We start from the raw sequence: 25,703 nt of genomic DNA on the forward strand, positions 1-25,703 counted from the left end.
CTCCAAGCTAGCGGGGCGAGCGGCGGCCCCCGTGCGAGGCGACCAGGGCGTCCGCCACGACGGCGGCATCCGCGTCGGCGATCTCGCCCGGATACTCCGGCAGCAGGTCGTCCCAGACGACCAGCCACGAGCCGTAGAGCTGGGCCTGCCCCTCCGGCCGGGCGAAGAACCAGACGTGCAGGTGGGCGCCGCCGTCGCCGATGCGGTAGACGTGGGCCCGCGAGATGTGCGCCAGCGCCTGCACATGACGGACGATGCGGGTGGTCAGCAGGCCGAGCTCGGCGGCCAGCTCGTCGGGCAGGTCGGCCAGGTCGTAGTGGTCACGCGGATACAGCATCAGCACCAGCGGCACACCGACCCCCGGGACCCGGGCCAGCCGCCACCGATCGTTGAACCAGATCCCGTCGTCCCGGTCCCGGCAGCTGCGGCAATCCGAGGGATCCTCACCGTGCCGCGCCGGCTCGGGCAGCACCGGCGGACGCAACGGCGCGACCCGCAACCCGTCCTGCTCGAACGGGCTGACGTCCCACCCGGTCATCCGCGCCAGCGGAAGCCGCCGCTCCGCATCAGCAACACTCACGGCATGGTCGAAGAACTCATCCGGAGACAGGGCCATGCCGCAAACCCTAGCCTCCGTCTTTCATGAGGCGTGAGGGTCGGCCGGGGGTCTGGTCGCGGCGGGTTTGGCGTTGACGCTGGGGGTTCGGGCAGGCGGTGCCGCCCGGCCGCGGGCCGGGTTGGTTCCTGGTTCCTGGTCGTGGGTGGGCGGTGGTTCCTGTTGTCAGCGGGTGATAGCCGAAGGTGTGTTTCCAGGTCGCCGCCGCCGATTCCTTCTCCGAATGCGCCGCCACGATTGTCGCGTCGATGTCCGGCACGAACCCGGGCAACGCCTGGCCGGGCACCATGGTGGCGGGCAGCGAGCGCCGGGTCTCGAGGACCTGCGCCCAGGCCAGTTCCCCGGGCGACGGCGCGCGCCGCCCGCAGTCGGGCCAAGGCCGCGCGGTGTCGACGAAGCCGCTGGTCAACCCGGTCTTGTCAGCCAGATCGGTGAGCAGACGGGCGCGGCGGGGCCGGGCCGTCGATCAGTCCCGGACACGGCCTCGCCACGTTGAAAAAGGTCCACTTGTGACCATCCGATTCAGGCACTCAGATAATCACCGATGGGCTGCGAGCCCTTCACATTCGGGTCGCCTCCAGCCGCGAACCCCGTTCAATCTTAGAAGAGCCCGCATGAGACCGCGTCATGGGCAGCCGCGCATCGCATAATTCGGCCGTACTCTGGCCTTACAGCAAAGCATTCTTTCACTCCGGCCGACGCTGGCGCGTCACTTCACGGGCACTTTCATTCGGAACAGTTTCTCTGCATTTCGGAACGCGATCTTCTCCTTGTCTTCGCGTGGCAGATCGACTCCGCGGAACCAGTCGGTCTGCGCCTTTATGTCCGCGAACGGGTAGTCGGTTGCGAACATCACCCGATCCACGCTTATGTACCCCAGCAGGAGATCGAGCAGTTCGGTCTGGGGGAATGCGCTGGTTGTGATCCAGAAGTTGTCCTGGAAGTATTGCCCGAAGGGCTTCTCGAGCGAGTTTTCGGTCGGCTCGCCCATGTCTTCGATGATCCGCTTGTAGTAGAAGGGAAGACCTTCGCCCATGTGGCCGATGATGATTTTCAGTTTGGGGAATCTGTCGAAGACCCCGTACGCGATCATCCGAATGCACTGGGTCAGCACCTCCTGGTGCCAGCCATATCCAGACCCACTGAAAATGTAGTCTTGGAACTCTTCCGTGTATTCAGACCGTGTGGTGCTGTAGTAGATCTTGAAGACCTCGTCAGCCGGATAGCCGGGATGCAGGTAGATCGGCACATCGAGAGCCTGGGCACGTGCCAGCACAGGCTCGAAATCGGGATGATCGAGATACTTCTTCGCGATGTGTCCGTTGGTCAGTGCGCCCAGGAAGCCATCTTCCTTAACCGAGCGTTCCAGTTCGTCCGCCGCCGCCTCCGGGCTCTGCAAGGGCAACGTGGCGAAAGCCTTGAAGCGGCCCGGATATTTGGCGATTGGCCCTTCTACAAGTTGCCGGTTAAGACCATAGGCAAGGTCGATGCCCCTTTTCCCAGGGACATTCTGTACGGACGGTGTATGAGCAGAGAGGATTTGAACGTTGAGTCCCCCCGCGTCCATATCGCCGATGCGGCGTTCGCCTAGATCCGAAAGACCAATTTCCTCAAGGAACGCTATGTGATCCTTGTTGATGGAGTTCAGTTTCAACAACGTGGGAGTCGTAAAGGTCTCCTCCGTGCCGATGAAGGGCAGGTCCCGGTCTCGCAATGCAATGTCCGAAGTCGTGTCCGGAGTCGTGTCCGGAGTCTTGTTCCCGTCCGCTGCCGAAACCGCGGCATACGTGGACAAGCCGGCACCAGCGCCAAGTGCCGTGGCAGCGGCTAGAAAGCTGCGGCGTCCCATGGACTTCATGTCAGTCTCTCTTCCGGTTTTTGTGTGGTGTGGTATCCGTACGGCATCCGTCTGCGAGATGCTTCGTTCGACCCTTCGTCGTTACCAGGCGCGGCAGCGCCGACCGGCGGCACCGCGAGGAACGCTCGCCGGCGCGCGGTGGCTGTGGTGGAGCTGACGACTCGCCCGCGTGCGCGCGGTGCGGGCCAGCCGCGCCGGGCCCCGCACTGTTGTCGGCGTGCGACCTGCGGGCGGCGAGAGGGAACGCCGCCACCAGAGCCATGGCGTCCACCCCGAATCTCAACCGCCCGGGCGGCGCTTTCCCTGACATCGTTACATTGACAACCATCAGTACCTCCTACACGCGGGTTGCCTCGCTCATCTGACGCCGACTTCGTACCAAGCGAATCTGAGACGACCGTTAGAAAGCTCCTGACACGATCTCCTCAGTGATGACTCGTAACTCGGTGCGGGCGTTGCCGGGCAAACGGGTGGGCGGCGTCGGTCGGCCAGAGCGATGTTGTGCAGATGGCGATGCCTGACGCGGTAGACGATCGTGTCGTTGCGGTTGCCCGGTTGCGGGTCGCCCAGGGCGATGACCAGACGGGTGTTGGCGTTGATGGCGACTGGAGGTCGCCGAATACCGATGGTTCTTGCTCTGCGCGGCGAGCTGGTGGTCACGGGTCGGGATCAGGGTGCCGTCGACGATCGCGACCTGGTCCTTGGGCCGGCGGCGTACTGGCGCGAGTGCGAGTAGCGGGCCGAGGGGGTCGATGGCCCGGTGGGCGGCGGAGTGCTACCCGAACCCGTGACCTGACAACAGGAACCACCGCCAAACCCGCCGCGACCAGAACCCCGGCCGACCCTCACGCCTCAATGAAAGACGGAGGCTGGTACGACACAGATTCCTCAGGATCTATCACTACGCGATACCCGTGTCCTGCCGACGTGGTGAAGCTCAGGACCTACGCCGGTCCGGCCGCGGAGGACGCGCCGGGAACTCGAACAGGCGGCGTCCCGCTTACGCCGCCGGGGTTCGTCTGGCCCCGGTGCCGCGTCTGCGCCGGTCCCATGCAGTTCCTGGCGCAGATCAGCCTGGCCGACGTCGAAGCCGGCGCCGCCGGCCTGCTGTCCATTTTCATGTGCCAGAACGACCCCGGCCTGTGCGACGAATGGGACCCCACCAGCGGAGCGCATCGCGCGTTCGGGTTCGGACCGGACGCCGGAGAAATTGCCACCCCGCCCGATGAGGGCATCACGCTGCTGGACGAGACCTGCGCGATCCGGCTCGAGGAGGGCCACAACCACCGGACAGCGGCCAACTTCGGCGGCGGAGGATGCGCCTACGGCTACCGATGCCGGCAATGCAACACCGCGGCATTCCTCTGGCAGCGCTGACCCGCGAACCCGCGACGCCGTCAGACCCAGTTCACCGGATTCCCCGTCGCCAGCGACGCGGCACACAGCCGCCGCAGAGTCGCCACCATGCGGGCGAAGTCCGCCGCCGGCCGCGTTGCAGTCCGCACGGCCAGTCGCTGCGGCGGCACCGGCGACTGTCCGCCGATCGGCGGCAGCTCCAACCGCACTGTCCGCCCATCACCGCTGAACTCCAGCTCACCCCCGGACAACACCCGCTGGTCGAACCGGCTGGCCCGAAACAGCGTGACCGCCGGATCCACCCGCATGTCGACCACAAAGAACCCATCCGGATCGACACCCACGTTGTAGCGACCCCAGATGAACACGCCGTGATAAGCCTCGATGTAGCCGTACATCGCCTCTCCGGTCGCCTCGTCGACCAGGACAACCTCATCCGGCAACCGCGCCCGCTTCTCGAAATGATCCAGCTCGGCCAGCACGAAGGCCACCTCCGCCGCCGGAATGCACCCGTCGTTGGTCTCCGGCAGATACCTGAGCAACGTGGGAAAGTGCGACTCGCCCGCCTCCCGCAACGCCTGCTGGAAATACCGCACACCGGCCCAGGAACCCAACGGCTCCTCAGCGAACTCCATGTCCTTGTGCGAGCACCCATGCCGAAGCCAGTCCGCAACGGTGGCGTACTCGTCCGCGACACTGCGATCCCAAGGCGTCAGAAGACCGAGCCGGCCCTCCTCGTCGAACCCGATCGGCCCAGCCGGCGCCGGAGCCGCAACACCGTCCTGCCAACACCGGCAATACACGTACGCCTCAACACCCACGACCACAAGCTACCCAGCCCACCGACCGCAACCGGCGAGGTACGTCCGCGAGACCACCCCCGCAAGGGGACCGCTCACGAAGAGAGCCACCCAGCAGCGAAGAACCAAAACCCTGCCGCAACAGGCCACCATGCAAGGTGGAGGGCCGGGGGGGTGACCAAGAACGGCATGAAAACGCTCCACCAGCCGTCTTGGTCACCCCCGGCCCTCCACCGTCCAACCGCAGAAGAACACCCGACCCGACGAATCAGCCATTCGGCCGGGACTCGATGGCCTGCAACGACCACCTGTTCCCATCCGGGTCCGGGAAGTGCACGAAGGTCCCCCACGGCTGCACATCGATGTCACTGGCCTCGACACCGGCCTCCAGCAACTGCCGGCGGGCGGCCCCGGCATCGGCCACCACGACCTGGATCTCCTGCGTCCCCGGGGTCATCCCGGTGATGCCGTCGCCGAGCACGATGGAGCAGGCCGAGCCGGGCGGCGTGAGCTGCACGAACCGCAGACCCTCGTGCACCCGGTGGTCATGGTCGGCGTTGAAGCCGATTCGCTGGTAGAACTCCTTGGCCCGGTCGACGTCGGTCACCGGTACGGGAATGAGCTCGATCTTCCACGTCGCTGTCATGCGGTCATCCTGCCAACTATTGCGGTCACTTTCTGACCGCAGCGGCCGGGCAACCGGCTCATCCCGATCTTCGGTTCAGTACAGTGCGGGCATGGCGAACCTACGGCAGCGCATCCTCGCCGAGCTCGGCGTCCAACCGGTGATCGAGCCCGGCGCGGAGATCCGGCAGCGTGTCGGCTTCCTCAAGGACTATCTGCGTTCGACCCCCGGCGAGGGCTTCGTGCTGGGGATCAGCGGCGGCCAGGACAGCACGCTGGCCGGCCGGTTGTGCCAGCTCGCCGCCGAGGAGCTGCGGGCTGAGGGTCGGTCGGCCACCTTCGTCGCGGTGCGGCTGCCGCACGGTGTGCAGGCCGACGAGCACGACGCGCTGATCGCGCTCGAGTTCATCCGGCCCGACCGGTCGATCACGGTGAACGTCCGGCCCGGCGCCGAGGCTGTCGCCGCCGAGGCGGCGCTCGGCCTGCGGGAGCTGCTGGGCGGTGAGCCGCAGCTGCGGGATTTCGTCCGGGGCAACATCAAGGCGCGCGAACGCATGGTGATCCAGTACGCGATCGCCGGGCAGCTGAACATGCTCGTCGTGGGCACCGACCACGCCGCGGAGGCGGTGACCGGTTTCTTCACCAAGTACGGCGACGGCGGCGTCGACATCACCCCGCTGACCGGCCTGACCAAGCGCCAGGGCGCCGCCCTGCTGCGGGAGCTCGGCGCGCCCGCGAGCGTCTGGGAGAAGGTGCCGACCGCGGACCTCGAGGACGACCGGCCGGCGCTGCCCGACGAGGAGGCGCTGGGCCTGAGCTACCACCAGATCGACGACTACCTGGAGGGCGTCGACGTCGCCCCCGAGGTGGCGGCGAGGATCGAGTCGATCCACCAGGCGACCCGGCACAAGCGCGCCCTGCCGGTGACGCCCCTCGACGACTGGTGGCGCCCGACCGCCTGATCAGTCCACCGGTCGATCCCCGCACCATGGGTCCGTCATCCGATGGTCGCGACGAAGACGACGGCGTCGAGCCGGCCGGTGGTGGCCGGATCGAGGGCAAGGTACGTGTGGTCGGCCGGGATGCGGGGTTTCAGCTGGTCGGCGATCCCGGCCAGGCGTCCGGGGTCGATGACGGCGCGGGCGTACGGCAGCGTTGACAGCACGCCTTCGAGGGTGTCGGGCGGCGGGACGTCGGAGCCGCGGGTGCCGAAGGTGGTGGCGACGAAGGCGTACTCGCCGGGGAGGCGGGTGCCGGCGATCGCCCCGGCGCTCCACCATTGCAGCGGCAGGCCGGCGAACTGCAGGTGACTCCGGTCGCGCTGCAGGTGGCGGTTACCGGCGAAGGCCAGCGTGGGTCCGCGCCGGCGCTCCCGGCTGACGATGGCCGCCAGGTTGTCCGCCATGATCGCGTCGCGGAGGCCCATGAGCGTGTTGACGCGGGTGGGCGCGGGGTCGGCCATGCCGGCGTGGTAGCGCAGCAGGCCGGTCGCGGTGCGGGCGTACAGGTCGGCTCGCCACCAGTCGTCGGTGGACGTGGCGGCGGTCAGGTCGGGAGCATGCGTGCTGAGCAGCACCCGCAGGTCGTCGGCAAGCAGGCGCAGCTCCTTGGCCTCGGGGCTGCGGCCGACGGACCGGGCGGGATCCATCGTGGCGGCCGGATCGGTCCAGCGCTCGTCGGGGCCGAGCAGCTGGTCGAGCTGCTCGCGGCTCCAGGGAAGGTCGAGATGCCCGGCGAGGTAGTCGTGCAGCGCGGTCAGCGCGGGGCCGGGGCCGGCCGGACCCATGACCTCCAGGGGGCCGTCGAAGCCGGAGAAGCGCAGCCGCTCGGGCCGGGGGCGCTGCTCGTTGTAGGCGCGCATCCAGCGCAGGAGCTCGCGATTGGCCGGTGAGGCACCGAAGCCGTGGCTGAAGCCCTGACTCAGCGCCGTATCGAGAGTCCCGATGCCGTCGGTGACGTACGCGTCGGCGGCCAGGCCGGCCAGACAGTCGCTCTCCAGCGTGATCGAGCGGTAGCCCTCATGCTCCACGAGGTGGCGGAAGATCTCGTTGCGCAGCTCGGGGAACGCTTCGACACCGTGGGTGGGCTCACCGAGGCCGAGCAGGCGGAGGCCGGGAGGCAGGAGCGAGCTGAGGGCACCGCCGCTGAACGGCTGAGCGGCGTCCCGGATAGAGGTCGTCATGCCCCTCAACAGTATCGTTGAACCTTCTGTGTAAACTCCGCCGGAATGCGGCTGCGACCCGTCGACCTGGCCCGGGAGCACGGCCTGTCCACGCAGGCGGTGCGCAACTACGAGGCAGCGGGCATCCTTCCGCCGGCCGAGCGCTCGCCGTCGGGCTACCGCGGCTACGCCCCGCGCCATGCCGCGGCGTTGCGGACCTTCCTCGCTCTGATTCCCGGGTACGGCCACGCGACAGCCACCGCAATCATGCGGGCGGTGAACGGCGGCGCGGTCGAGGAGGCGTTGCGCCTCATCGACGGCAGCCACGCGCAGCTGGCCGAGGACCGGCGCACGCTGGAGGCCGTGGACCTGGCGCTGGGCGAGCTGACACCACCCGCGGCACCGGCGCCGGGCGCGACGTTCATCGGGCCGCTCGCGCGCCGGCTCGGCATCAAGCCGGCCACGTTACGCAAGTGGCAGCGGGCCGGCCTGATCACGCCCCGGCGCGATCCCCGCACCGGCTACCGCGTCTACACCTCCGCCGACGTACGCGACGTGCTGCTGGCCCATCAGCTGCGCCGCGGCGGGCACGGGCTGGATCGGATCGCCCAGGTGCTGGACCAGGTGCGGACGGCGGGCGGATCCGAGCCCCTGCGAGCGACGTTGCGGGAGTGGCGCGCCCGGCTGACGGCCCGGGGCAGAGCCATGCTGTCGGGTGCGGCCGCCCTCGACACGTACCTGAAAACCCTCAACGACTGAGTCACCCGGCGGGCCGGCTCAGCGCAGCAGGGTCGCCTCGCCGTCGGCCAGGTGCAGCTCGTGGTCGCAGGCCGCGGCGGCCTCCGGGTCGTGGGTGGCGAAGACGACCGCGGCGCCCCGCTGTGCCTCCGCGCGCAGCAGCTCGATCACCTTCTGCCGGTTCGCCGCGTCCAGCTCGCTGGTCACCTCGTCGGCCAGCAGCACGTCGCCGCGCAGCGCCAGTCCACGGGCGATGGCCGCGCGCTGCTGCTGGCCCCCGGAGAGCTCGTCGACGAGCTGGTCCGCCTGGCCGGCCAGGCCGACCCGTTCCAGGGACTCCGCGGTGCCGCGCCGGGCGTCGGCGGGGGTGCCACCGGTCGCGATCATGGCGACCGCGATGTTCTCGGCCGCGGTGAGGATGGCCGCCAGGCCGTTCTCCTGCGGGATCAGCACCACGCCGAGCGCCACGCCCTGATCCCGGTCCGTCAGCTCGCCGCCGTCGACCAGGACCCGGCCCGCGGCCGGCGGCAGCAGGCCCGCCATCGCCGCCAGCAGCGTGGTCTTGCCCGCCCCGGACGGGCCGGTCACCGCCAGCATCTCGCCTGGGCGCACCGTCACGCTGACCTCGCGCAGCACCGGCACCCCGTCGCCGTACGCGACCTGCGCCGCCTCCACTGTGAGCGTCCTCATCGGCCCTCCCCCTCGTTCACGCCGGCGGCCCGCACCCGGCCCCGCAGGTCCCGCCCGGTCAGCAGGGCCGCCCCGGCCAGCACGATCAGCATCGCCAGCCCGGCTGCGGCCAGGACCAGCGGCCGGGGCCAGCCGGGGAACGGCAGCGGCGCCGGCCGGAGCCCGGCCAGCGGCAGGGTCCAGCCGGTGAGTCCCCAGCCGGCCAGGGCGATGCCCAGGCCGGCGAGCACGGCGATGACCGCGAGGATCGGGTACGTCCACAGCGTCGCCTGCCCCGCCGTCCGGCCACTCAGTCCCTGGGCGCGCAACGCGGACAGGTCCTGGACCCGCCGCGCCCGGTCCACGGCCGCCGCCAGGATCAGCGCCCCGGCCCCCAGCACCGTCGCCAGGCACCCGGCGAGCACGTAGAACCACAGCGCCAGCGCGGGCCCCTGGTGGTCGAGCTGGGCGCGTACCTCGGTGGCCCGGGTGTCGCCCAGGATGACCAGGCCCTGCGCCGCCAGCCGGTCGAGGGTGTCGGCCGGCGCCGCCGCGGACAGCCAGACCTCGGGCAGCGTGGTGGTGGTCGCGGCGGTGGCGTAGCGGTCCTGGTATTCCAGGTCGGACAGGTTGGCGCGCAGCCCGAGCCGGGGCACGGCCGGTAGATCGGCCACCCGGGTGACCGGCGCCGGCTGCCCGTCCAGGCCGGTGATCGAGTCGCCGGTGCGCCGCCCGGCACTGGCCACCGGCAGCGGCGACGGCGTGTCCGCCGGCTGGAGCCAGGCCCCGTCCGGCAGTCCGCCCGGCGCGTCGACGTCGACCTGCAGACCGGCGGGGACGGCCGTGAGGGTGCCGAACCGGGGCATCCGCCAGCGGGCCGGGTCGGCGAGCCCGGCGACCGGCAGCGCCGGCCGGACCGGGTTGATGCTGCCCAGCCCGGTCAGGATCAGCCGGCAGCGCACAGCGTTGGTCCCGCCGATCACGGTGATCTGGATGCCGTCGACCCGGCAGCCCTGCCGGCACACCGGGACCCTCTGCCCGTACGTGTAGGGGCCCTCCTGCAGCTGGCCGAACGCGACGGTGGCCGAGCCCAGCCCGGTGACCGAGCTGACCGTGACCGTCATCCGCAGCGGCGGACTGTCCTCGAGCCCGGTGGCGGTGGCGTTGACGGTGAGGTCCTGGCCGGCGATGACGATCGGCTCGGGGGCGGCGGGCCGCAACGCCCGGGCGACCTCGGCGGCGTCCGGACCTCCGGCCCAGGTGGCCACAGTGGCCAGCCGCGTGCTGTCCACGGCCAGCCCCGGCTGTTCGCCCACACCGTTACCCGGGGTGCGGGCGACGGCCATCGCGAACGTGCCTTCCGGGTCGACCGCCCGCACCGCGGTGAGGAGCTCCTGCGGGGTGCCGGGCTCGACGGTCAGCACCCGGTCGGCGCCGGTGCCCAGGCCGGCCTCCACGACACGGTCGCGGGCACCCACGTCCGCGGCGCAGGCCGCGTATCCGGCGACGGCCACGGCGGCGACCAGCATCGCGAACAGGCTCCGGGCGCCGGAACGGCGGGACAGCTGCAGGCCGGCCAGGGCCACGCCGAGCCGGCCCCGGCGCAGCGCGCGGACCGCGAAGCGGGTGACGACGGGCAGCAGGGCCCGGCCGGCCAGCAGGGCGAAGGCGAAGACGATCAGGGCCGGCGCGAACAGGCCGGCCCCGGTGGGGTCGCCGGAGAGGTTGAGCTGGACCCCGGTGATGATCGCCAGCAGGGCCACGGTCAGGTCCAGGACCGGTGGCCGGCGGCCGCCGACGGGCAGCCGGCGCAGCAACGCCGAGACGGGGCTGAGCAACTGCCGGCGCTGGGCCAGCAGGGCGGCCAGCACCGCGGCCAGCGCGGCCAGCGGGGCGTACTGCAGCGAGGACCAGGCCGGCGCGACCCCGACGCCGGGGAACCGGACGGCCGCGATGGCGTTCACCAGCAGTTGCCCGGCCAGGCAACCGAGCAGCGCGCCGAGCAGGATGGCGAGCAGGCTCTCACCGGTGGCCAGCCACCAGCGTTCCCACCAGCGCGCCCCGCGCAGGGCCACGACGGCCAGTTCGGGGCGGCGGCCCTCGGTGCCGTAGCCGACCGCCAGGAAGATGACGAAACAGGAGAGCAGGACCAGCGGCACGGCGATGACCGGGACGATCACCCGGGCCGCCGCCCGCCCGGCCTCGATCCGGGCGAGCAGGTCCGGGATGCCGGTCTCGGTGCGGATCGGCGCCCCGATCTTGATGATCATGTTCTTCAGGCCGTCGAGCGCGGCCTGGACCCCGGCGAGCTTGTCGACGTCCAGCGCGCCCGGCTGGGCGGCGCTGTCGATGGAGAGCGACGTCTGCCCGTGGTCCATCGTGGACAAGCTGGCGTAGTCGGCGAACACCGGTTCGCCGGGGCGCGGTCCGGGATCGGCGGCGAAGTAGCCGTGCGTCCCCCAGTACACCTCCGCGGGGTCCGGCACCCGGTACGTGCCCACCACCGTCAGCCGCTTGGGCAGCCCCTTCGGCTCGAAGACCGGGGTACGGGGATCCGGGCTGAACTCGGCGTAGGTCAGCTCGAGCGCGTCGCCGGGCGCCAGCGACCGCCGCTTGGCGGTCTGCTCGCCGATGACCACCTCACCCTCGCCGATGAGGCACCGCCCGGCCACCATGCTCAGGTGGGCGCAGACGTCCTGCCGGTAGACGAACCGCGTCCGCAGTTTCGTGTCCGGCTCGATGCCCAGGGTCGGATACTCGGCCGCGAAGACGTTGGTGAAGCCGGGGAAGGCGATCAGCGCCGGGCCCACGTTGGTGAAGCTGAGAGCGTCGCCCTCGGCGTTCCGGGCATCCTCGATCTTGCTGACCACCAAACTGCGTTCCCGGGGCAGGGCGGTGTCGACCTGCCCGGCGGCGACGGCCCGGTCGGCGGCCTGCACGTACGCCGGCGCGGCGACCGCGGCGGCCACGCTGACCAGGGCGAGCAGCGCCAGGGTGACGGCCTGGCCCCGCCGGCTCCACACCATCGCCAGAACCAGGGCGATCATCGGCCGCTCCCGTGCAGCTCACGAACCAGCGGGCGGACGGCGAGCCAGCTGGTCACGCCGAGCGTGAGCAGCGCGATCAGCCCGGCCGCGGCCAGGGCGCCGGGGCTGAGCGCACCCGGCGGCGGGATCAGCGTCCAGTCGTCGGTGAACGGGCGGACGGTGACACCCACGGCGGGGCGTGCCACCGCCGCTGCCAGCAGACCGGCCAGCAGACTCGCGGCCATCAGGGCGGCGCTGCCCGCGTACCCGATGGTGACGGCTGCGCGCAGCGGCAGGCCCTGCAGCCGCAGCGCCGACAGCTGGTCGCGTTGCGGGCCGCGCTCGACGGCCGCGGCCACCGCGACGGCGGCCGCGGCGAGCAGCAGGCCGACCGCCGCCGCGAGCATGGCGAAGGTCGCGCCGACCGCGGTGCCCTGGTCCTCGAGCCGGGCGGCCTGCTCGGCCACGGCGGTGTCGTCGAGCACGGTCAGCCCGCCGGCCCGCAGCGCGTCGAGCACCGACGGCGGGGCGTCCGCGGCCAGCCAGACCTGGTACGTGCCGTCGACATCGGACTCGGCCGAGATCCGGCGGACGGTGTCCAGGTCCACGATGATCCCGGCCCCGCCGACCACCGGGAGCACCGGCGCCGTCCCGGCGACCCGGACCCGCACCGCCGAGCCGCCGAACGCGTAGACGACCGCGTCGCTGAACTGCCAGTTCGGCGGCTGCGGCCCGGCCATCACGACCGGTAGCGGCAGCGCCGCGTCCACCGCGAACACGCGGTTGCCGGGCGGGGAGCCGCTCTCGTTACGGTCGGACCGCATGGTCAGGGTGCCCGCGTTCGCGAAGACGTCCACGGCCGCGGCGGTGAAGTCGGGGCGCCACCGCCGCGGGTCGCCCAGCGCGGCGGCGTCCAGGATCTCGGCGGACGGCCCCTGCTGGGAAAGGCCACGGATGGTCACCGCGGCGCCGGCCGACGGCAAGCCGGGCCGGCCGTCACTGCCGCTCGGCGCGGACAGCTGCCAGCGGACCAGCCGGCATCCCGGCGCCGCGGTGCAACCGCTGACCGCGGCACGGACCCGGTGCTCGCCCGGCCGGACCGGTCCGAACTCGACTGTGCGGCTCACGCCGGTCGCCTCGTGCTGCAGAACGGCCGTGACCACGACGGGCTCCCGGTCGGCGTTGCGCATCCGCAGGGTCAGCCGGTTGCCGGTGACCATGACGGCGGGCGGTAACGGGGTGGCGCGTACGGCGGCGCCCAGGGTGCCGAGGGGGCCGTACTCCGGCCGCCAGGCGGCGATCGCGGCGAGCCGGGAGCTGTCGACGGCCACGACCGGCGGGAGGCTGTTGCGGTTGATCACCACGGCCATCGCGTGGGTGCCGCCCGGGTCGGCGGCCCGGACCGCGTGTTGCAGAGCGGTGCGGTTGGTGGCCTGGACGGTGAGCGCGCGGGGGGCGCCCAGTTCGACCTCGCTGCGCTGGGTGCGCGCCTCCCGGCCGGCCGACCAGCTGCCCGCCGTACCGGTGAAGATCGCGACCGCCACCGCGACCAGGGCGAAAACCCGGTGGGCGCCCGGCCGGCGGGCGGTCTGCGCGGCCACCAGGCCGAGTCGCAGCCGCCCGGCCCGCAGGGCGGCACTGCCGCCGCGGTCGGCCACCCGGCCGAACAGCCGGGCCAGCAGCAGCGCCACCGCCAGGGCGACCAGCGCGGGCGCGACCAGCGCCAGGCCGCCGGTGGTGCGCCCGGCCCGCACCTGGTACGCGGCCCCGACCGCGACGGCGATCAGCACGAGATCGATGACGTCGGCCCGCCAGTCGCGGCGGCCGGCCGAGACCCGGCTCAGCAGCTGCCCGACCGGAAGCCGCAGCACGGCAGCCTCCACCGCGAACAGCACCAGCAGGCCACCGGCCACGACGAGGCCCACCGCGGCGGCGGAGAGCCCGAGGGCCTGCAGCCGGTCCGCGCTGCCGAGCACCGGCCCGGCCAGCAGGCGCGCGGTGAGGAAACCCAGTGGCGCACCGACCAGCGCACCGGCCAGCAGCGGCACCACGTGCTGGCCCAGCGCCAGCCACAGCATGCCGCCGCGGGTGCTGCCGCGCAGCTTCAGCAGCGCGGCGTCGCCGCGTCGTTCACGGCCGGTGTAACGGCCGGCCAGGCCGATCGCGAAGAGCCCGAGCACCAGCACCTGGCAGAGCGCGACGACGACGGCCTCCCGGATCGTCTGCCGGTCACGCGCGATGGTGCGCAGCAGCTCGGCGGTGGGGTTCACCAGGCGCAGCCCGGCCGCGTCGAAGTCCGGCTCGGCCGTGCGGATGGCCGCGGCCAGGTCGTAGCCGTCGTCGCCGCGGATCAGCTCCTGCGGCACGCCCACGTCGTAGGTCAGGGTGGGGTCGGCGAGCTGGTCGATCGTGAAGGTCTCGACGGGGGTGAACGCCGGCTCCAGACCGCCGTTGGCCCGGAACAGCCGGTTGCTCCAGTACTCGCCGGCCGGATCGGTCAGAACGTAGCGCGCGACGATCCGCAGGGTGACCGGCGCGGTGTCCTGCGACGCGCGCAGCACCAGCTTGTCGCCGGGGGCCAGGCCGAGCTGCTCGGCGGTGTCCTGGCTGATCGCCGCCTCACCCGCGGCGGCCGGGCACGGGCCGGTGAGGACGACGTGCGCGCAGAAGTCGTCGCGGTAGCTGATCGACATCGTCGGGCTGCTGTCCCCGCGGTTGGCGGTCAGCGCGACGGTCATGCCGAGCACCGGTCGCAGGCCGGGGATGGGCAGCAGCCGGTCGACGGAGGCCCGGAACGTGTCGAGGGCGGGCTGCGGTGTGCCGTCGGTCTCGGCGGTCTGCCGCACCGACAGCATGCGCTGCCCGGCGGGGGCCGCGGCGACGTCACCGTCGGCGGCGCGGGAGGAGGCGGCGATCGCATACCAGGGGCCCGCGGCCGCGACCGCGGCGATCAGGGCGGTGAGGATGCCGACGGTCAGGACCTGCGCGGTACGGGCGCGGACCGCCCCGAGCACCAGCGCGAGCATCGAGCCCTCCCCCGTTGAAGATCCTCGGGCAGGGTACGCGATGTCACAACCATCCGCGCCGCTTCAGGTACAGATAGAGTCCGGCCGCGGAGCCGAGGATCAGGCCCAGGCTGAGCAGGAAACCCCAGAACTTCTCGTATCCCCAGTACGGCACGTTCTGTCCGAAGAAGCCGGTCAGGGCCGTCGGCACGGCGATGATCGCGGCCCACGCGGCCAGCTTGCGGGTCACGTCGTTGAGCGCGTTGCTCTGCTCGTTGAGGTCTGCCTCGAGCAGTCCGTTGATCCGGTCGCGGGCGCTGTCGATGGTCTCGATGGCCCGCCGGGCGTGGTCGTCGACGTCGCGGTAGTACGGCTCGAGGTGCTCAGCGACCATCTCCGTGTCGGCGCGCATGACGTCGGCGATGAGCCCGGCCATCGGCGCGACCGGCCGGCGCAGCGCGGCCAGGGTCTTGCGCAGGGCGAAGCCGTACATCCGCACGCTGCGGGGCGCGCCGCCCTCCTCCAGCATGTCGTCCTCGGTCTTGTCCATCGCCTCGTCGAGCCGGCGGGCCGCCGCGAAGTGGCCGTCCACGATGACGTCGAGCAGGCCGTAGACGAGGAAGCCGACCCCGGCGTCCGGGGCCAGTCCCGCGTCGGTGTCCCAGCGCTCGATCAGCGGGGTGAGGTCGCTCGGCGACTTGCGGACGGTGATCAGCGCCCGCTCGGTGATGAAGGAACTGATCTCGGTCTTGTGCATCGCCGGTCCCGGGGCCGCGGTGTCGACGTGCACGGCGTAGACGTTCATGAACAGGTGGCCGGGATAGCGGTCGACCTTGGGCCGCTGATGGTCGTGCACGGCGTCCTCGACGGCCAGCGGGTGCAGCCGGAACTCCGCGGCGACGACCTTCAGGTCGTTCTCGTCCGGATCGAACAGGTCCAGCCACAGCACCGCCTTGGGGTGCGCCTGCAACTGATCGGCGATCTCGTGCGGGTCGAAACCCTCGGCCACCACCTCCCCGGCCTCGTACAGCCGGGTGGAGGTGGGGCAGCTCGGCGCTGGTGTGTCCGTCACAACGGATCACTATGCCCCGAGCCGCCCCGGGCACAATCAGCTGTGCGTCACAGTGAGCGGGTTGTACGAGCCCGCCTTGAAGTACATCCGGTACGGGTTGAACGACGACGGGATGGCGTAGCTGGTGGTCGTGCCGTTTGATGGTGATGGTGAAGGCGGAGGAGTCGACGGACTTCGCCGAGATCCAGCTGTCGCACATCCGCGAATTCCGGGCCCATCACCCCGACGGCGACCGCGCCCGCGTGCTGGTGGGCACCGCGGCCGAGATCGCCGAGCGGCTCTACGCCCACGCGGCGTTCCGCGAGATCGACGAGGTCGCCTTCGCCTTGCCGTTCACCTTCAGTCACGATGACTACGTGCAGATCCTCACCGACATCGCGGGCGCTCCCGGACCGGCCCTGGGCTGGCACCGGGCATGACGTCACCGGAGCACGACCGCGCCCGGGTGCTGGCAGCCGCCCGGACCGAGTTCACCGAGCGGGGCTACCGCAGCGCCGAGCTCGGCCTGATCGCCGCACGGGCCGGGCTGACCGGCGACGCCGTCCAGTCCCACTTCCCCGGCAAGCAGGCGCTGTACTTCTCGGTCCTGGCCGAGGCGGCCGAGCAGGCACCGGAGCCGGCGTACCCGCCGACCGCCCGCACCGCGGAGGCGGCCCTGGGCGACTTCGCCCGGGCCTGGCTGGCCCGCCTCCCGCTGGCCACCGACGAGCAGCGCAGCCCGGCCCGGCTCGGCCGCGACCTGCTCCCGGAGGTCCTCGCCGACGAGCGGACCAGCCAGGCGTACGCCCAGCTGAGCAACCTGACCGCGATCGTGCTGGGGCTCGCTCTGGAGAATCTGCCGCCCGGCGCGCCCCGGATGGTCCGGGTGGCCGAGGCCGCCCTGACGACGCTGCAGGGCGCCGGCCAGCTCGCCGCGGCGGCACCCGGTTTCGGTGAGCCCTTCGCGATGGTCGCCGTCTGCGAGATGCTCGCCGGGCTGCGCCTGGACGACGACTGGCGCCCGCCGCACCTGCCGTTCGTGCCCAAGGCGGCCAGGGTCGACGAGCCGTGGTCACCCCCGGTGCTGCCGGACGCCCTGCGCGCCGAGCCGGCCCGGCTCGACGGGGACGGTGTGGTGGCGGTGCTGGGGCTGCACCGCCTCGGCGCGGTCGAAGAAGCGGTCCGCGCCGCGCCGGCCGGGGCGCAGGTGACCCTCGCGCTCGTCGCCGACCGACCGTCGCCCCTGGCCCGGCTGGTCGTCGCCGAGTTGCGGGCGGATCTGCGTGCCGCGTTCCCGGCTGCGGCTCGGCCCCGGCTGCAGATCGTGCACGACGACGCCGGCGCTCTCGCGGCCGCTGCGGGTCTGGCGGGTTGCAGTGATGCGACGGAGTTCGCGGTCCGGGTCGCGGCGGGCCGGATCGTGGCCCGTGCCGACGGCTACGGCGCCTGCTACGCGGCCGCGACCGGCTGACCGCCCTGCTTCTCCGGCCCTCGCCGCGGTGGCGGCCGGCCGGCTACCGGTCGCCCCGGCCCGCGCCGCGATGCGCACCCTGGCCGCCGGTCATCTCCCCCGGCCGCGCCGCGGTAGCGGCCGGGGCCGCTTCAGGACGGCCGGCCAGACCCCGAGCGGCGCTCCCGGAAGGCGATCATGTTCATCCGGTTGCCGCAGCGCACGCTGCAGAACCGCTTCAGGCCGTTGCGGGAGAGGTCGAGCAGCAGGCCGGTGCAGTCGTCGGCCTCGCACACCCGCAGCCGGCGCATCTCGTTCATCCTGATCACGTCGATCAGAGCCAGCGCCGCCTCGGCGCGGATGCGTTCCGCGAGCGGTGCGTCGGGCGAGGTGGCGTGCAGATGCCAGTCCAGCGCGTCGTGCCGGGTGAGGAAGGGCAGGGCGTTGGCGTCGCGGAGCATCCCGTTGACGGACTCGACGGCCTCGTCGCGTTGCAGGGTCCACACCCGCCGCAGCTGGGCGCGCGCCTGCCGGACCTCGCGCAGCTCCGCCTCGTCGTGGTCGATGCGGCCGGTGTAGGAGAACCGGGTCAGCAGGCCGGCGAGCTGGTCGACGGTCACGAGCTCGTCGGCGCCGGTGCGCGACGCTCCGGCCTCGGTGTTGCCGAGAGCCACGACGAAGGCCAGCGACTCCTCGGTGTCAGGGGCAAAAAGCAATTTGACTCCTCACAGGGACCGGCCTAGCGTCAGGACCGTAAGCCAATTTAGCCCATGACAGCGAACCAGCCCGAGGAGCCGCATGAAATCGTCGTCGATGTCGGCGGGCCTGATCGCCGCGCTGATCTCCTGCGTCTCGTTCGGCACGTCCGGCGCCTTCGTCAAGCCACTGCTGGAGGCCGGCTGGTCGCCCGTCGCGGCGGTCACGGCCCGGGCGCTCACCGCGGGTCTCGTCCTGCTGCCGTTCGTGCTCTTCGCGCTGCGCGGCAGATGGGCCGCGCTGTGGCGGGCGCGCTGGCGCGTCCTGGGCATGGGCCTGGTCGGCGTGGCGTTCACCCAGGCCGCCTACTTCGCGGCCATCCAGCGCATCCCGGTGGCGACGGCCCTGCTGATCGAATTCCTGGCGCCGCTGCTGCTGGTGGCGCTCGCCTGGGCGACCACCCGGCGGCGGCCGAGGGCCATGGTGCTGCTGGGCTCGGTGCTCGCGGTCGGCGGCCTGGTCCTGGTGATCGGGCCGGGCGCTCTGCAGGCGGTCGACCCGATCGGCCTGGCCATCGCCTTCTGCGCGGCGGTCGGCTGCGCGGCGTACTTCCTGATCGCGGCCCGGCCCGCCGACGGTCTGCCGCCGGTCGCGCTGGCGGGCTCGGGCCTGCTGCTGGCCGGCGTCGTCCTGGCCCTGATCAGCACGACCGGCCTGCTGCCGTTCAGCGCGACCTACGGCGACCTGTCGCTCTTCGACATCACGGTGCCGTGGTGGACGCCGCTGCTGGTCGTCGCGGTCATCGGCACGGCAGTGGCGTACGCGTCGGGAATCGCCGCCTCGGCCATCCTCGGCTCCCGGCTGGCGTCCTTCATCGGGCTGCTCGAGGTGGTGTCGGCCTCGCTGTTCGCGTGGCTGCTGCTGGGCGAGAAGCTCACGCCGCTGCAGTTCGTGGGCGGGGCGCTGATCCTGGGCGGGATCGCGGCGGTCCGGATGGAAGGCTCCGCACCGCAGGACGCGCCGGAGGCTGCCGGCGTGACGGACGCTGCCGGCGTACCGGATGATGCGCAGCCCATCGGCCTGACCACCGGCCGGGTCTGAGCTCCGCAGCCGGTGTTTCCCGGCGCGACGCGGCGGGCTGGGAACAGCCCGCCGCGACGCGGTTTCAGTGGATCATCACCGGGGTGTCGAGGCGGCCGTCGCCCTCTTCGGCCGGACCGCCCAGCTTCGCCGGCCGGCGCTTACGGGGCAGGAAGGCGATCGGGATGAACGTGAGCAGGACCAGCCCGAAGCCCACCCAGAACGTCGTGGCGAACGAGTCGGCCACGAAGGCCAGGCCGCGCTGGATGACCGAGGGCTCCACCGGCAGCTGCTGACCGTGCTGGCTGGCGATCGCCGCACCGGCCTCGGTGATCGGCTCACCGGTGCGCGGGTTGTTCAGGCCCGGGATGGGCTCCGAGCCGTTGAGCCGGCTGGTGAGGATGACCGACATGATCGCCGAACCGATCGAGCCGCCGATCTGCTGCAGGATGTTCACCAGAGTGGAGCCACGCGCCACCTCCTGGCTGGTCAGCGTGCGCAGCGCCGAGGTCATGATCGGCATCATCGTGCCGCCCATGCCCAGGCCCATCACGAACAGCGACCCGCACAGCAGCCAGTACGACGTGTCCGTGCCGACCTGGGTGAAGGTGAAGAAGCCGGCGGCGATGAGGGCCATCGCGAACGGCACCGTGCGGCCCACCGGGATCCGGTCGGCCAGGGTGCCGGCGATCGGCATGGTGAGCATCGCGCCGAGACCCTGCGGTGCCATGAGCAGACCGGCGTTCAGCGTGGACTCGCCGCGCACCTGCAGGAAGTAGCTCGGGAACAACAGGCCGGCGCCCATGAACGCGATGATGAACACGAACAGCGAGATGGACGAGACGCTCAGGTTGCGGTTGCGGAACAGCCGCAGGTCGAGCAACGGGTGCTGCGGCTTGAACGAGTACAGCACGAAGCCGATCACCAGCAGGGCGCCGACGAGCATGGTGCCCCACACCTTGGTGGCCGTGATCGTGCCGGTCTCGGGCAGCGACGAGACGCCGTACAGGAAGAGCGCCAGGCCCGGCGAGAGCATCAGCATGCCGATGAAGTCGAACGACTCCGAGGACTCGGCATTGTCCTTGGGCAGCGCGAAGAAGGCGTAGACGAGGCCGATCGCGCCGATCGGGAGGTTGATCAGGAAGACCCAGTGCCAGCTCGCCGCCTCGATCAGCCAGCCGCCGAGGATGGGCCCGCCGATCGGACCGAGCAGCATCGGGATGCCCAGGACGGCCATCAGCCGGCCGATCCGCTCCGGACCGGCGGCCCGCGTCATGATCGTCATGCCGAGCGGCATGAGCATGCCGCCACCGAGGCCCTGCAGCACCCGGTACGCCACGAGCTGCTCGATCGAGTCAGCCGTGGCACAGAGCACCGAACCCAGCGTGAACAGCAGGAGTGCGAGCATGTAGAGCCGTTTGGTGCCGAACCGGTCGGCGGCCCAGCCACTGAGCGGGATCACCGTGGCGAGCGCCAGGGTGTAGCCGGTCATGGTCCAGGCGACCTCGGCGTACGTGGCGTCGAACTCGGTCTGGAACGTGGGCAGCGCCACACTCACGACGGTGATGTCGAGGATCGACATGATGGCGCCGAGGACCACCACTCCGGCGATCTTCAGCACGGCGGCGTCCAGCTTGTCAGGCGTCGCGGCGGCTTGACCAGTCACGGGAAGCTCCAGGTTCTGTCGGGCGGTGCGGCCGCGCCGACGTGCTGGATGTCGGGGCGCAGGCCGTGCGCAAGGCGACGATCGTGCCACCGTCACCGGCTGCCGGCATCCGCATTTCCGGATGCGGAGCCGGAACACCGGGCTCATTCTGCCCTGCCGGGCACCGTCGGAGGAGCAAGTCCAGCGACTCGGGTACGTGAACCCGGACACGTCGGCTGTCCCCGGACGGAACCGCCGTCGGTGGGACGTTGTCGCTGCCTGCGCTCATCGCAACCTTCGGTGTGAGCCCGGGCAGAAAGACGGTCGGCAGGTCCAGAGTGGAGCCGGCGACGCTCACCCCGGGGCGGGCGGAGCCTCGGCAGTGGGAGAATCCGGTGTGCCCACCTCCCTGTTCGCAGTCAGCGATCTGCACGTCGCCTACGAGGAGAACCGGCGGATCGCCGACGCGCTCGTGCCCGAGTCCGACGACGACTGGCTGCTCGTGGCCGGTGACGTGGGCGAGAAGTTCGCCGACATCGAGGCGGTGCTCCGGGGGCTGCGCGACCGGTTCCACCGGGTGGTCTGGGCGCCGGGCAACCACGAGCTGTGGACCCACCCGGGCGATCCGGTGCGGCTGCGCGGGGTGGCGCGCTACGACGCCCTGGTACGCATGTGCCGCGACCTCGGCGTGCTCACACCCGAGGACGACTACCCGGTCTGGCCGGGGCCGGACGGTCCGGTGGTGGTGGCGCCGCTGTTCCCCCTCTACGACTATTCGTTCCGGGTCGCCGGGGCGGCCACCAAGGAGCAGTCGCTCGAGCTGGCGTACGCCGCCGGGGTGGTGTGCACGGACGAGTCGCTGCTGCACCCCGACCCGTACCCGAACCGGGAGTCCTGGTGCTGGGCGCGCGTCGCCGCGACCGAGACCCGCCTCGCCGCGATCGATCCGGCACTGCCGACCGTGCTGGTCAGCCACTGGCCACTGGTACGCCAACCGACCGACGTGCTGTGGTACCCGGAGTTCGCCCAGTGGTGCGGCACCGAGCTGACGGCGGACTGGCACACCCGGTTCCGGGCCGTCGCCGCCGTCTACGGCCACCTGCACATCCCCCGCTCGACGACCTACGACGGCGTGCCGTTCGAGGAGGTGTCGCTGGGCTACCCGCGGGAGTGGAAGCAACGGCCGGACTCACCCGCGCCGATGCGTCGGATCCTGGGCGGCCCGCGGTGATCGGCGAGCTGCTGCCGCCGGCGGTGCGGAGCGTGGAGGCGTACGGCGACGAGCCGGACGAGCCGCCGTACCCGGGTGAGGCCGATCTGATCGCCGGGGCGGTCGAGAGCCGGCGCCGCGAGTTCATCACCGCGCGGCGCTGTGCCCGGCAGGCGCTGGGCCTGCTCGGGTTGCCGCCCGCGGCGATCCGGCCGGGGCCGAAACGGGAACCGTTGTGGCCGGCCGGCGTGGTGGGCAGCCTGACGCACTGTGCCGGCTACCGGGCGGCGGCAGTCGCGCGGGCGGCGCAGGTGTCGTCGATCGGGATCGACGCCGAGCCGCACGGCCCGCTGCCGGAGGGCGTCCTGGAGTCGGTCGTCGCCCCCGGGGACACCGAGACCCTGCGCCGGGTCACCGAGGGTGACCCGGCGACCCACTGGGACCGGCTGCTGTTCAGCGCCAAGGAATCGGTCTACAAGGCGTGGTTCCCGCTGACCGGGCGGTGGCTGGGCTTCGAGGAGGCGCGCCTGGAGATCGACCCGCGGGCCCGCACCTTCACCGCACACCTGCTCGTCCCCGGTGACCGGCTGGACGACGGACCCGCACTCACCGCGCTGTCCGGCTCGTTCCTGGTGGACCGCGGCCTGGTGCTGACCGCGGTGGTCGTCGAGCACCGGACCTAGCGGGACCGCTGCGGGCCGGGGACACTGCGACCGGTACGGCGGGAGCGGACCAGCGCGAGCCCACCGAGCCCGACCGCGATCAGTCCCACCACCACCGCCACGAAGGCGCCGGCCAGCCCGTTGCCGGTGCCGACGCCACCGTCCGAGGTGGCGATGACCAGTCCGCCGAGGGCGACGCCGACCAGGCCCGCGGTCAGTGCGATGCCGGCGCCCAGGGGCCCGGAGCCGGTGCCGAGACGACGGGCGGGCCGGGCGAGGGCCAGCCAGCCGAAGACCACGCCCAGCAGTCCCAGCATGCCGCCCACGCTCGCCCCGAGCCGCCCGGAGCTCATGGTGGTGACCTCGGCGGCGATCGGCTGACCGGCTGCGTACGCGGCCGCCGGCGCCGCCTGACCGACCACCGCCAGCAGGAGGATCCCGACCCCGGCGATGGATCTCAGTGCTCGTGACCAGCTCATGACTGCGTCCTCCCTGATGCGTCCGGTTCGGCGTTTTCCGGCTCCGCCCGATCATGTCGCCGGGCGCACCGCCGGTCATCCAGCGGCCGGACGCACTTCGGGCTGCTGTCGCCGGCGTACCCGGCTACCGCGGACGCCGCAGTCGCCGGGAAGCTACTGCCGGTGCAGTACGGTCACCCGGCTTCGGTCCGCAGGGCGCGGACCGAGGCTTCGAGTCCGGCCAGGGCTTCGCGGTAGAGCGCGCCCCGCCGGATCGCCTCCGCCACCCGGTCCGGCCCGGGGATGCCCGCGGTGGGCAGGAAGGTGTCGACCCGGGCGTTGATGACGAGGGGGACGCCGGCGTCGTCCGCGGCGGAGCGGACGGCCGCGAGCCATTCGGCGTGGGCACCGGCCTCCCGCAGACCGCCGGCCCGGTGGTCGGAGTCCTCCAGGTTGCAGCCGACGGCACCGATGTCCAGCAACCGGTCCACGAGTTCGTGCGGCTGCATGCCGTACCGCGCCTCGGCATCGACCGTGACCGGGACCGGCCCGGCCCGGATGATGCGCTCGGCCGCGGCGAACATCTCCGGCCACGGCGCACCCCGGCATCCCAGGCGTTGGGCAGCACCAGCATCTCCGTGCTGTGCGGCTCGCGGAGCCGCTGCGCACGGGCGTGCGGGCCGGTCACATCAGCAGGCATGGACGTCCTCCGGTTCGGGATTCAGCCGAGGGGGTCGCGCCGCACCGAGCTGGATCGTCATCGTCCCCAGCGCCGGTAGGTGCGGACCGAGAGGGGGACGAACACCACCAGCAGCACGGCGGACCAGAGCAGCACCGCGGCCACCGGATGCTCGATCGGCCAGGCCGTGCTCCCGGCCGACCCGCCGGGGTTGCCGAACAGGTCCCGCAGCGCGGCGGTGAGCGCGCTGACCGGATTCCAGTCGGCCAGGAAACGCAGCCAGCCGGGCATGCCGCCGGTCGGGACGAACGCGCTGGAGATCATCGTGACCGGCAGGAACAGCGGCGCCAGGTTGTTCGCGGTCTGCTCGTCCTTGGTCAGCAGGCCCAGGTAGACGCCGGCCCAGCTCAGCGCGTACCGGAGCACGACGATCAGCAGGAACGCCTGGACCGTGAGGGCGAGGCCGCGGTGCGGCTGCCAGCCCACCAGCAGGCCCGCACCGGCCATGATGGCCACGAGCAGCAGGCCGGCCAGCACGTCGGAGCCGGTCTGCCCGAACGGCACCGCGAGCCGCGCCGTGGGCATGGAGCGGAACCGGTCCATCACACCGCGGGAGGCGTCGCCGGCCATCCGCACCATGACGCCCTGCGGCGCCGTGAAGGTCACCATCGCGAACAGGCCGGGCATGAGGTATTCGCGGTAGTCGCCGCCGGGCACCCGGATGGCACTGCCGAACACGTATCCGAAGAGCAGCACCATCACGGCCGGGAAGACCAGCAGGCCGATGATCTGCCCGGGCGCCTGGCGCAGCCGGCCCAGCTCCCGGCCGACCAGCGTCATCCCGTCGGCGAGGGTCCAGCGCAGGCGGCCCAGGGGCGAGGGGGAAACGGTCATCGGACGTGCTCCTTCTGGTCGCTCGGCCCGGTGAGCCGGAGGAACACCTCGTCGAGGGTGGGTCGGCGCAGGCTCACGTCGGCGGCTGCGACCCCGGCGCGATCGAGCTCGCGCACGATCTCGGCGAGGCGGAAACCGCTGCCGGGCAGGGGAACGCTGAGCCGGACGGAGTCCGCCGTCGTGGGCTCGGTCCCGGCCAGCGAGCTCAGCACGGTGACCGCCGAGCCCAGCGCGGCCGGGTCGGCGAGGGTGACGTCGAGGCGGTCCCCGATCGTGGCCTTCAGCTCCTCGGGCGGGCCGGTCGCGATGACCCGCCCATGGTCGATGACGGCGATGTCGTCGGCCAGGTGGTCGGCCTCGTCCAGGTACTGGGTCGTGAGCAGCACCGTGGTGCCGTCCGCGACCAGCTCCCGGATGCTCTCCCAGATCTCGCCGCGGCTGCGGGGGTCGAGGCCGGTCGTGGGCTCGTCCAGGAAGAGCACCTCGGGCCGCAGGATGAGGCAGGTGATCAGGTCGAGGCGACGGCGCATACCGCCCGAGTAGCCGGCGACCTGGCGGTCGGCAGCCTCCATCAGGCCGAAGCGTTCCAGCAGCTCGTCGGCCCGCCGGTGGGCCTCGTGCCGGGACAGGTGGTAGAGGCGCCCGAACATACGCAGGTTGCTCCGGCCGGTGAGCACCTCGTCCACGGCGGCGTACTGGCCCGCGAGCCCGATCTTCTCCCGTACCCGGCCGGCCTCGCGGACGACGTCGTATCCGGCGACGCGGGCGTGTCCGGCGTCGGGATCGGAGAGTGTCGCCAGGATGCGTACGGCGGTCGTCTTGCCCGCGCCGTTCGGCCCGAGCACGCCGCAGACGGTCCCCTTCGGGACGCTCAAGTCCAGGCCCCGCAACGCCTGGGTGGTGCCGAAGGACTTGTGCAGTCCCTCGGCGACCACGATCGGATCGGTCATGACCCCTCCACTGGGTATGTTGTACGCAGAAACAACCGTAGGCTACTTGGTACGGTGTACGCAACGGAGGGTGGG

The 25,703-nt window shown here is 71.9% G+C and carries 23 protein-coding genes and 2 pseudogenes; 8 read left to right on the forward strand and 17 right to left on the reverse strand.

From position 1 onward, the window contains the following. Nucleotides 1-7: 7 nt before the first annotated feature. The 4 genes and pseudogenes from Aau02nite_RS13685 to Aau02nite_RS13700 all read right to left on the reverse strand — a co-directional run. A complete protein-coding gene (locus Aau02nite_RS13685; RefSeq protein ID WP_212988786.1) occupies nucleotides 8-616 on the reverse strand; it encodes an HIT family protein in 609 nt (202 codons plus the stop codon). A 166-nt stretch (nucleotides 617-782) separates the two neighbouring features. Further along, nucleotides 783-999: pseudogene (locus Aau02nite_RS48060) on the reverse strand (IS1380 family transposase); the annotation flags it as partial. Between the two features lie 326 nt (nucleotides 1,000-1,325). Then, the gene (locus Aau02nite_RS13695; RefSeq protein WP_212988787.1) at nucleotides 1,326-2,474 is read right to left on the reverse strand and encodes an amidohydrolase family protein; all 1,149 of its coding nucleotides are present in this window, start codon (nucleotides 2,472-2,474) and stop codon (nucleotides 1,326-1,328) included. Nucleotides 2,475-2,996: 522 nt separating this feature from the next. Then, nucleotides 2,997-3,249: pseudogene (locus tag Aau02nite_RS13700) on the reverse strand (IS5/IS1182 family transposase); the annotation flags it as partial. Nucleotides 3,250-3,329: 80 nt separating this feature from the next. Between Aau02nite_RS13700 and Aau02nite_RS13705 the strand changes: the two are divergent. Continuing rightward, on the forward strand, nucleotides 3,330-3,851 hold the full coding sequence (locus Aau02nite_RS13705) for a DUF1963 domain-containing protein (RefSeq protein WP_212988788.1): 522 nt from the start codon (nucleotides 3,330-3,332) through the stop codon (nucleotides 3,849-3,851). Between the two features lie 20 nt (nucleotides 3,852-3,871). Here the strand turns inward: Aau02nite_RS13705 and Aau02nite_RS13710 are convergent, their stop codons facing one another. Then, nucleotides 3,872-4,651, reverse strand: a complete 780-nt coding sequence (locus tag Aau02nite_RS13710; protein WP_212988789.1) for a hypothetical protein — start codon at nucleotides 4,649-4,651, stop codon at nucleotides 3,872-3,874. Nucleotides 4,652-4,898: 247 nt separating this feature from the next. After that, a complete protein-coding gene (locus tag Aau02nite_RS13715; protein WP_212988790.1) occupies nucleotides 4,899-5,276 on the reverse strand; it encodes a VOC family protein in 378 nt (125 codons plus the stop codon). A 91-nt stretch (nucleotides 5,277-5,367) separates the two neighbouring features. Here Aau02nite_RS13715 and nadE point away from each other — a divergent pair, with 91 nt between their 5' ends. Beyond that, the gene (gene nadE / locus Aau02nite_RS13720; protein WP_212988791.1) at nucleotides 5,368-6,216 is read left to right on the forward strand and encodes an NAD(+) synthase; all 849 of its coding nucleotides are present in this window, start codon (nucleotides 5,368-5,370) and stop codon (nucleotides 6,214-6,216) included. A 35-nt stretch (nucleotides 6,217-6,251) separates the two neighbouring features. Here nadE and Aau02nite_RS13725 read toward each other — a convergent pair whose 3' ends face one another. Continuing rightward, the gene (locus Aau02nite_RS13725; RefSeq protein WP_212988792.1) at nucleotides 6,252-7,436 is read right to left on the reverse strand and encodes an erythromycin esterase family protein; all 1,185 of its coding nucleotides are present in this window, start codon (nucleotides 7,434-7,436) and stop codon (nucleotides 6,252-6,254) included. Between the two features lie 45 nt (nucleotides 7,437-7,481). Here Aau02nite_RS13725 and Aau02nite_RS13730 point away from each other — a divergent pair, with 45 nt between their 5' ends. Continuing rightward, nucleotides 7,482-8,174, forward strand: a complete 693-nt coding sequence (locus Aau02nite_RS13730) for a TioE family transcriptional regulator (RefSeq protein WP_212988793.1) — start codon at nucleotides 7,482-7,484, stop codon at nucleotides 8,172-8,174. 18 nt (nucleotides 8,175-8,192) lie between these two features. On the opposite strand, the gene Aau02nite_RS13735 is transcribed toward Aau02nite_RS13730, so the two are convergent. Genes Aau02nite_RS13735 through Aau02nite_RS13750 form a run of 4 tightly spaced genes read right to left on the reverse strand, consistent with a single transcriptional unit; the run spans nucleotide 8,193 to nucleotide 15,925 of the window. Then, on the reverse strand, nucleotides 8,193-8,843 hold the full coding sequence (locus tag Aau02nite_RS13735; protein WP_212988794.1) for an ABC transporter ATP-binding protein: 651 nt from the start codon (nucleotides 8,841-8,843) through the stop codon (nucleotides 8,193-8,195). Beyond that, a complete protein-coding gene (locus Aau02nite_RS13740; protein ID WP_212988795.1) occupies nucleotides 8,840-11,869 on the reverse strand; it encodes an FtsX-like permease family protein in 3,030 nt (1,009 codons plus the stop codon). The genes Aau02nite_RS13735 and Aau02nite_RS13740 overlap by 4 nt, the downstream gene beginning before the upstream one ends. Then, nucleotides 11,866-14,874, reverse strand: a complete 3,009-nt coding sequence (locus tag Aau02nite_RS13745) for an FtsX-like permease family protein (protein ID WP_212988796.1) — start codon at nucleotides 14,872-14,874, stop codon at nucleotides 11,866-11,868. Before Aau02nite_RS13745 ends, Aau02nite_RS13740 begins: the two co-directional genes overlap by 4 nt. Nucleotides 14,875-14,917: 43 nt before the next feature. Next, nucleotides 14,918-15,925: a magnesium transporter CorA family protein gene (locus Aau02nite_RS13750; RefSeq protein ID WP_212988797.1), complete on the reverse strand. Its 1,008-nt coding sequence runs from the start codon at nucleotides 15,923-15,925 to the stop codon at nucleotides 14,918-14,920. A gap of 140 nt (nucleotides 15,926-16,065) precedes the next feature. On the opposite strand from Aau02nite_RS13750, the gene Aau02nite_RS13755 reads away from it, so the two are divergent. Next, the gene (locus Aau02nite_RS13755) at nucleotides 16,066-16,344 is read left to right on the forward strand and encodes a hypothetical protein (protein WP_246595118.1); all 279 of its coding nucleotides are present in this window, start codon (nucleotides 16,066-16,068) and stop codon (nucleotides 16,342-16,344) included. After that, on the forward strand, nucleotides 16,341-17,375 hold the full coding sequence (locus tag Aau02nite_RS13760) for a TetR/AcrR family transcriptional regulator (RefSeq protein WP_212988798.1): 1,035 nt from the start codon (nucleotides 16,341-16,343) through the stop codon (nucleotides 17,373-17,375). Before Aau02nite_RS13755 ends, Aau02nite_RS13760 begins: the two co-directional genes overlap by 4 nt. 131 nt (nucleotides 17,376-17,506) lie before the next feature. Here the strand turns inward: Aau02nite_RS13760 and Aau02nite_RS13765 are convergent, their stop codons facing one another. Further along, nucleotides 17,507-18,070 carry a CGNR zinc finger domain-containing protein gene (locus Aau02nite_RS13765; RefSeq protein WP_212988799.1) on the reverse strand — a complete coding sequence of 188 codons (564 nt, stop codon included), beginning with the start codon at nucleotides 18,068-18,070 and terminating at the stop codon, nucleotides 17,507-17,509. 82 nt (nucleotides 18,071-18,152) lie between these two features. On the opposite strand from Aau02nite_RS13765, the gene Aau02nite_RS13770 reads away from it, so the two are divergent. Beyond that, entirely contained in the window at nucleotides 18,153-19,151 is a 999-nt protein-coding gene (locus Aau02nite_RS13770) for an EamA family transporter (protein ID WP_212988800.1), read from the forward strand. 64 nt (nucleotides 19,152-19,215) lie between these two features. Here the strand turns inward: Aau02nite_RS13770 and Aau02nite_RS13775 are convergent, their stop codons facing one another. Further along, nucleotides 19,216-20,796, reverse strand: coding sequence for a DHA2 family efflux MFS transporter permease subunit (locus Aau02nite_RS13775; protein WP_246595119.1), 1,581 nt, complete (start codon nucleotides 20,794-20,796; stop codon nucleotides 19,216-19,218). A gap of 361 nt (nucleotides 20,797-21,157) precedes the next feature. Here Aau02nite_RS13775 and Aau02nite_RS13780 point away from each other — a divergent pair, with 361 nt between their 5' ends. Continuing rightward, on the forward strand, nucleotides 21,158-22,006 hold the full coding sequence (locus tag Aau02nite_RS13780; RefSeq protein WP_438841127.1) for a metallophosphoesterase family protein: 849 nt from the start codon (nucleotides 21,158-21,160) through the stop codon (nucleotides 22,004-22,006). After that, a complete protein-coding gene (locus Aau02nite_RS13785; RefSeq protein WP_212988803.1) occupies nucleotides 22,003-22,668 on the forward strand; it encodes a 4'-phosphopantetheinyl transferase family protein in 666 nt (221 codons plus the stop codon). Before Aau02nite_RS13780 ends, Aau02nite_RS13785 begins: the two co-directional genes overlap by 4 nt. On the opposite strand, the gene Aau02nite_RS13790 is transcribed toward Aau02nite_RS13785, so the two are convergent. The 4 genes from Aau02nite_RS13790 to Aau02nite_RS13805 all read right to left on the reverse strand — a co-directional run bounded on the left by Aau02nite_RS13790 (nucleotide 22,665) and on the right by Aau02nite_RS13805 (nucleotide 25,628). Then, the gene (locus tag Aau02nite_RS13790) at nucleotides 22,665-23,126 is read right to left on the reverse strand and encodes a DUF6223 family protein (RefSeq protein ID WP_212988804.1); all 462 of its coding nucleotides are present in this window, start codon (nucleotides 23,124-23,126) and stop codon (nucleotides 22,665-22,667) included. The genes Aau02nite_RS13785 and Aau02nite_RS13790 overlap by 4 nt on opposite strands. A 173-nt stretch (nucleotides 23,127-23,299) precedes the next feature. Then, nucleotides 23,300-23,689, reverse strand: coding sequence for an isocitrate lyase/phosphoenolpyruvate mutase family protein (locus Aau02nite_RS13795; RefSeq protein WP_212988805.1), 390 nt, complete (start codon nucleotides 23,687-23,689; stop codon nucleotides 23,300-23,302). A 173-nt stretch (nucleotides 23,690-23,862) separates the two neighbouring features. Beyond that, on the reverse strand, nucleotides 23,863-24,678 hold the full coding sequence (locus tag Aau02nite_RS13800; RefSeq protein WP_212988806.1) for an ABC transporter permease: 816 nt from the start codon (nucleotides 24,676-24,678) through the stop codon (nucleotides 23,863-23,865). Then, nucleotides 24,675-25,628: an ATP-binding cassette domain-containing protein gene (locus Aau02nite_RS13805; protein ID WP_212988807.1), complete on the reverse strand. Its 954-nt coding sequence runs from the start codon at nucleotides 25,626-25,628 to the stop codon at nucleotides 24,675-24,677. Before Aau02nite_RS13805 ends, Aau02nite_RS13800 begins: the two co-directional genes overlap by 4 nt. Nucleotides 25,629-25,703: the final 75 nt, after the last annotated feature.

Source organism: Actinoplanes auranticolor (assembly GCF_018332655.1).
Classification (GTDB): domain Bacteria; phylum Actinomycetota; class Actinomycetes; order Mycobacteriales; family Micromonosporaceae; genus Actinoplanes; species Actinoplanes auranticolor.

Excerpts from the sequence above, each read along its gene's own strand:
- Aau02nite_RS13715 (WP_212988790.1), bottom strand. The coding sequence starts at position 5,276 with ATGACAGCGACGTGGAAGATCGAGCTCATTCCCGTACCGGTGACCGAC.
- Aau02nite_RS13730 (WP_212988793.1), top strand. The coding sequence starts at position 7,482 with ATGCGGCTGCGACCCGTCGACCTGGCCCGGGAGCACGGCCTGTCCACG.
- Aau02nite_RS13735 (WP_212988794.1), bottom strand. The coding sequence starts at position 8,843 with ATGAGGACGCTCACAGTGGAGGCGGCGCAGGTCGCGTACGGCGACGGG.
- Aau02nite_RS13695 (WP_212988787.1), bottom strand. The coding sequence starts at position 2,474 with ATGAAGTCCATGGGACGCCGCAGCTTTCTAGCCGCTGCCACGGCACTT.
- Aau02nite_RS13725 (WP_212988792.1), bottom strand. The coding sequence starts at position 7,436 with ATGACGACCTCTATCCGGGACGCCGCTCAGCCGTTCAGCGGCGGTGCC.
- Aau02nite_RS13755 (WP_246595118.1), top strand. The coding sequence starts at position 16,066 with ATGGTGATGGTGAAGGCGGAGGAGTCGACGGACTTCGCCGAGATCCAG.
- Aau02nite_RS13770 (WP_212988800.1), top strand. The coding sequence starts at position 18,153 with ATGAAATCGTCGTCGATGTCGGCGGGCCTGATCGCCGCGCTGATCTCC.
- nadE (WP_212988791.1), top strand. The coding sequence starts at position 5,368 with ATGGCGAACCTACGGCAGCGCATCCTCGCCGAGCTCGGCGTCCAACCG.
- Aau02nite_RS13790 (WP_212988804.1), bottom strand. The coding sequence starts at position 23,126 with ATGAGCTGGTCACGAGCACTGAGATCCATCGCCGGGGTCGGGATCCTC.
- Aau02nite_RS13745 (WP_212988796.1), bottom strand. The coding sequence starts at position 14,874 with ATGCTCGCGCTGGTGCTCGGGGCGGTCCGCGCCCGTACCGCGCAGGTC.
- Aau02nite_RS13760 (WP_212988798.1), top strand. The coding sequence starts at position 16,341 with ATGACGTCACCGGAGCACGACCGCGCCCGGGTGCTGGCAGCCGCCCGG.
- Aau02nite_RS13685 (WP_212988786.1), bottom strand. The coding sequence starts at position 616 with ATGGCCCTGTCTCCGGATGAGTTCTTCGACCATGCCGTGAGTGTTGCT.
- Aau02nite_RS13805 (WP_212988807.1), bottom strand. The coding sequence starts at position 25,628 with ATGACCGATCCGATCGTGGTCGCCGAGGGACTGCACAAGTCCTTCGGC.
- Aau02nite_RS13740 (WP_212988795.1), bottom strand. The coding sequence starts at position 11,869 with ATGATCGCCCTGGTTCTGGCGATGGTGTGGAGCCGGCGGGGCCAGGCC.
- Aau02nite_RS13795 (WP_212988805.1), bottom strand. The coding sequence starts at position 23,689 with ATGTTCGCCGCGGCCGAGCGCATCATCCGGGCCGGGCCGGTCCCGGTC.
- Aau02nite_RS13705 (WP_212988788.1), top strand. The coding sequence starts at position 3,330 with ATGAAAGACGGAGGCTGGTACGACACAGATTCCTCAGGATCTATCACT.
- Aau02nite_RS13800 (WP_212988806.1), bottom strand. The coding sequence starts at position 24,678 with ATGACCGTTTCCCCCTCGCCCCTGGGCCGCCTGCGCTGGACCCTCGCC.